Here is a 5,155-nt window from a genome sequence, read left to right on the forward strand (position 1 = left end):
GGGATGGCGGTGGTGGTGAGGGTGGGTAGTACTGCCAGTGCGCTGCCCGCGAGTGCGACGGCGGTCCGTTGCCGGACCGTTCGCCTGGTTTTCGCTCGGTGGCGCTGCTTCGGCATGTGCTCTCCCCGACTACTCGATCTTCGTTGATCGTGTTCTGATCCGGCCACCGTTCTTATCCGAAGTGACCGGACTCTTCATCCAGCTCTGGCAAAACCTAGCTGATCAAAGCAAACTTCGGTGTGCTGGCAAGAAAAATCTGTCAATTCGGCAGAAGTTCGTCCGTCTGGCATAAAACGATCGTAGGTAATCCGTACATTTCACACCCGGTTCACGTGGCCCGCCGGAAGTTCCTGGCCGACATGACGCCGCCGCCCAGCGCGGCGGCCACCGCGATGCCCAGTGTCGCCGGGATCGCCCAGCCCGAGGGCCGGTCCAGCGCCAGCCCGCGGGTCGCGTCGATCGCGTAGGTCACGGGATTGACCGACGAGACCACCCGCATCCAGACCGGCATCGTGTCGAGCGGCATATACGCGCTGGAGCCGAACATCAGCGGGAACATCACGATGAACGACACCGCCTGCAACGTCTCGGCCTTGCGCAGCCAGGTGGCGATCGCGATGAACAGCCAGCTCAGGCACCAGCCGACGACCAGCGTCAGCAGCAGCGCGGCCGCCACGCCGAGCACCCCGCCCGCCGGCCGGAAGCCCAGGAACGCCACGCTCGCCACCAGGGTGACCAGCAGTTGCACGGCCAGCCGCGCGGCGTCGGCGATCGTGCGTGCCATGAGCACCGAGAACAGCCGGATCGGCAGGCAGCGCAGCCGCCCGACGAATCCGCTGTAGACCTCCGCCAGCAGGCCGGCACCGGAGCTCATCGCCGTGGTCATCGCGATGTTGACCAGCGTCGCGGGCACCAGGAAGTTGACGTACCCCTGGTACGCCGCGACCCCGGGCAGGTTGCCGACGCCGCTGAACACCTGGCTGAACAGCAACAGCAGCACGATCGGCTGCAACAGTCCGAAGAAGACCAGCCGCCGGTCGCCGAACGCGGTCCGCAGCGACCGCGCGGCCAGCACCCGGACCTGGGACCGGAATCCGCCCGCCCGCCACAGCGCCGGGTTCTCGTAACCGGTTCGGGACGTCGCTCGGTGCCGTGCGGTCGGCTGGGCGGTCATCGGAGGACCTCTCTCGTCCGGTGCAGCGACAGGTAGACGTCGTCGAGCGTGGGTTCCTTCACCGTGAGGTCCTTCAGTGGCGCGCCCGCCGAGTCCAGCGTCCGCACGAGGACGGCCAGGTCGGCGGGGCCGGTCAGCGCCACACCGAGCACGAACCCGGACGTGGTCGCGGGCATCCCCAGCTTGCTCAGCGCGTCGAGCGCGCGGCGGGTGGCGAGTTCGCTGCCGAAGCTGATCGTGGCGGTCCGCTCGCCGAGCCGTGCCTTGAGCTGCGCGGGCGTGCCCGACACCGTCACGCGGCCGAGCCCCAGCACGACGATGTGGTCGGCCAGCCGGTCAGCCTCCTCCAGGTACTGGGTGGTGAGCACGACGGTGGTGCCGTTGCTGGAGAGCCGTTCGACCATCTCCCACAGCCCGGTCCGGCTCATCGGGTCCAGCCCGGTCGTCGGCTCGTCGAGGAACAGCACCTGCGGCGAGCCGACCAGCCCGGCGGCGAGGTCGAGCCGCCGCCGCATGCCGCCCGAGTACGTCTTCGCGGGCCGTTCGGCCGCGTCGCCGAGCCCGAAGACGTCGATCAGGTCCCTCGCGCGCGCTCTCGCCTGGTGGCCGTTCGCGCCCAGCAGCCGCGCGACGAGCACGAGGTTGTCCCGGCCGGACAGTCCGTCGTCCACCCCGGCGAACTGCCCGGTCACGCCGATCCGCCGCCGGACCTGGTGCCCGTCGCGCACGACGTCGAACCCGCACACCCGCGCGTGGCCCGCGCTGGGTTTGGCGCGGGTGCTGAGCACGTCGATCAGGGTGGTCTTGCCGGCGCCGTTGTGCCCGAGCACGCCCAGCACGGTGCCCGTCTCCACGACGAGGCTGACGTCGGCGAGCGCGGTCACCTCGCCGTACCGCTTGGCCAGGCCCGACACCGTGATGGCCGCCTGGTGCAAGGGAATTCCCGTCATGAGCGCACTCCATTCCGGACATCCCAGACCCAGACGCCGCCGGTCGAAACCGCCGGGCCGAGCAGCTTCTCGACCGTCTGTTTCAGTGCCACCTGGTTGCGGTGCGGGCCCAGCACGACGACGTCGGCGTTCCAGAACCGCAGGTCTTCGGCGGCCTGAAACCGCTGAAGCAGCCCGATTTCGGGCACCGCGCCGGTTTCGGCGACCTTCTTGAGCAGATTCGACGTCGGCCGCCGGATCGCGCCGTACATCCCGCGCCCGTCGAGATCGTTGGGACCGACGAAATACCCTTCCGCCACGGGAAAACCGAGCCCGGCGTCGACCTGCCAGTGCAGCGCCACCGCGTCGGAGGTGTCGGGCAGCGGGACGTTCACCAGCGAGTGGCCGGGCCGGACGTGGCCGGCCCAGATCCCGGCGGTGAAGAACGCGGGCGTCTGCTCACGCTCCTGCGCGGTGAACCCGGCCGGGACGATCGGCGCCAGCGTGACCAGCAGCAGCGACGCCGCCACGACCCGCGCCGGCGCCCGCCAGACGTCGTCGGCCGAGGTCACCCGCAGCACGTGCTCGATCGCCAGGCCGAGCAGGATGCCGACGACGGGCACGCAGCCGAGCGCGAATCGTGACTCCAGCACGGATTCGAACAGCGGCAGTTTCGCCAGCAACGCCCACGGGCCCGGCAGGCCGGTGCGGTGGTGTGCGACGACGAGTTCCGAGCCGGTCGAGATCCAGGCGAGCACGAACGCGGTGATCGCGAGCGCCCGCGCGGCCACCGAACGGCGCAGCACCACGATGATCGGGATCAGCAGCAGCACCAGTGGCCAGCCGAAGAAGGCGTTCTGCTCGGTGCCGTTCATCGAGAGCGCGGCGGCGGCTTCGCGGTTGCCTGCCAGGGAGTCCGCGGCGAAGGTGGTGAACGCGGCCGCGTCGTTGCCACGCGGCCCGTGCTCCAGCGCGTGGTAGGACTGCGGGCCGAAGAACTGCCACCACAACGGAAACGCGACGATCAGCGCGGACACGGCCGCGGCGACGCCGAGCCCGGCGGCGAACGTGCGCGGCGTGGTGATCGTCGTGCGCGGCCGCTGGGCGAGCTGTGCGAGGCCGAACACCGCGAGCGTGACCGCGCCGATGAGCAGCGGTTCCTCGCCAAGCAAGACCTGGAGCGCGACGAGCAGGCCGAGGACAACGCCGTTGCGCAGCGGGGATTCACCGCGTGCCAGGCGGATCAATCGCAGCGTGATGAACGGGAAGAGGAACAACGCGGCGAAGTTGGGGTGGGCGCTGGCGTGCGAGATGACCGGCGGGGCGAACCCGCAGAACGCGCCCGCCACCGCCGCGGCCGTGCGGGAGGTCAGGAAGTGGCGTGAGAGCACCCAGTACCAGGCGGCCGCGGTGCCGGCGAGGCCGGTCGTGAGCAGCAGTGCCCAGGTCGTGGCCGGGCCGAAGGCCAGCGTGACCGGGGTCAGCGGGATCGAGGCGCCCGTCATGGCCGTGTTGGCCATCAGGTTCACCCCGGCGGGATAGTTCTGCAGGACACTGCCGAACGGGTTCTCGCCGTGGGCCACCGAGTGGGCGACGACGGCGAAGAACCACTCCCACATGTTCTGGTCCTGGCCGCTGCCGCCGAGGTACCCGTTGCCCAGATTGGTCCACAGTGGACGATAGAGCAGGAACGCGCCGAGCAGGTAGACGGCGGGCGCGAGCAAGTCCGGCAGGCGCGGACGTCGCGTTGCCAGTGGTGGCCCTGCCGGGGTTTCGAGAAGGACGCTCATCGCGGCGTTCGCATCGGTGCGGCTCCTGTTCTGCGGGGCCAGGAGAGGCGAAAGTACCCACGGTGTGGCGCTCGCGGCAAGGAACGGGGTAAACAGAACGCTCGCGCGAAATCAACCGCAGATACAGGTGACAGTCCGCAGGGAGACTTTTAGCTCTTACGTCACAAAAACGCGGTGGTGACAACTCTGCGCCGGAAAACACTCACGCAGGTGACAGCTTTGCCGTTTTGGCTGGTGGCCTGCGTTTATAGATCACACGATCGTGGCCGGGTGCTAGTTCGAGCAGGTCTCGAGGCGACCAGGGTGACAAGAATTCGGCGGACTTTTAGTCTCCTTGCTACCCGTCGGTAGCGCAGGTACTTTAATCGCCCATGGCCGGGTTGTTTCGGCCAGGTTACCGCCATTCGGAGGCGCTTTTCTCTGGTCTTTCCCCTCCCCACCCCACGCATCTGGAGACGCTGCTGTGAAAGTTCGCTGGAAGTCGAGAAAGTTCGCCCATGGACTCGCCGCCGCCACGGTGGCTTCCGCCGTCGTCGCCACCGCGCTGCTGGTGGGCGGTGGGGCCAGCCAGGCCGCACCGGTTTCGCTGACCCTGGACTACTCGTGCCCGTTCCCGATCATCGCCGATCCGCTGACGCTGACGGTGAAGATCGACAGCGTCCTGCCGGACGGCGCGATCGCGGGGCAGAAGACGCCGGCGATCACGTTCGACGCGGACGTCACCGTTCCCGCCGAGGGCACCGACGCCCTCGCGCTGATCGGCGCGACGACGGTGGAGGGCACCGCCAAGGCCGCCGCGGTGCTGAAGTACCCGGTCGACAAAACGCTGAACCTGTCGCTGCCGCTGGTGATCGCCCAGACCCCGGTGCCCCCTTCGGGCTCGTTCCACATCAAGACCTCCGGCAAGGCACCGTCGATCGCACTGCCGAGCCCCGGCACCGCGGCGGTGACGGTCGGGAACTTCAGCACCACGCTGACGCCGAGGCTGGCCGACGGCTCGCCGACCGACCTCGGCACGTTCACCTCGGACTGCACGCTGAAGCCGGGCCAGAACACGCAGCTGGGCACGTTCGAGATCGCCCCGGCGGGCGGCACCACCCCGCCGACCACGCCCACGACCCCGACCACCCCCACCACTCCCACCACGGTGCCGACGACGCCCACGACGCCGACGACGCAGCCGACGACGCCGACCACGGAGCCCACGACCCCGACGACTCCGACGACGGTGCCGACGACCCCCACCACCCCGACGACGGAGC

The 5,155-nt window shown here is 69.3% G+C and carries 4 protein-coding genes; 1 reads left to right on the forward strand and 3 read right to left on the reverse strand.

Annotated features, from left to right (window positions below; genetic code table 11):
* Positions 1-328: 328 nt before the first annotated feature.
* From QMK34_RS46900 to QMK34_RS46910, 3 genes are read right to left on the reverse strand one after another with little or no spacing between them, the layout of a single operon-like run.
* Positions 329-1,174, reverse strand: a complete 846-nt coding sequence (locus tag QMK34_RS46900; protein ID WP_326421503.1) for an ABC transporter permease — start codon at positions 1,172-1,174, stop codon at positions 329-331.
* A complete protein-coding gene (locus QMK34_RS46905) occupies positions 1,171-2,124 on the reverse strand; it encodes an ATP-binding cassette domain-containing protein (RefSeq protein WP_442785373.1) in 954 nt (317 codons plus the stop codon). The genes QMK34_RS46900 and QMK34_RS46905 overlap by 4 nt, the downstream gene beginning before the upstream one ends.
* Entirely contained in the window at positions 2,121-3,893 is a 1,773-nt protein-coding gene (locus tag QMK34_RS46910; RefSeq protein ID WP_326421504.1) for a glycosyl transferase, read from the reverse strand. Before QMK34_RS46910 ends, QMK34_RS46905 begins: the two co-directional genes overlap by 4 nt.
* A gap of 463 nt (positions 3,894-4,356) precedes the next feature.
* Here QMK34_RS46910 and QMK34_RS46915 point away from each other — a divergent pair.
* A partial coding sequence (locus QMK34_RS46915; RefSeq protein ID WP_326421505.1) for a DUF6801 domain-containing protein occupies positions 4,357-5,155 on the forward strand: 799 nt, incomplete at its 3' end.

Source organism: Amycolatopsis sp. H20-H5, assembly GCF_035828755.1.
Lineage (GTDB): Bacteria > Actinomycetota > Actinomycetes > Mycobacteriales > Pseudonocardiaceae > Amycolatopsis.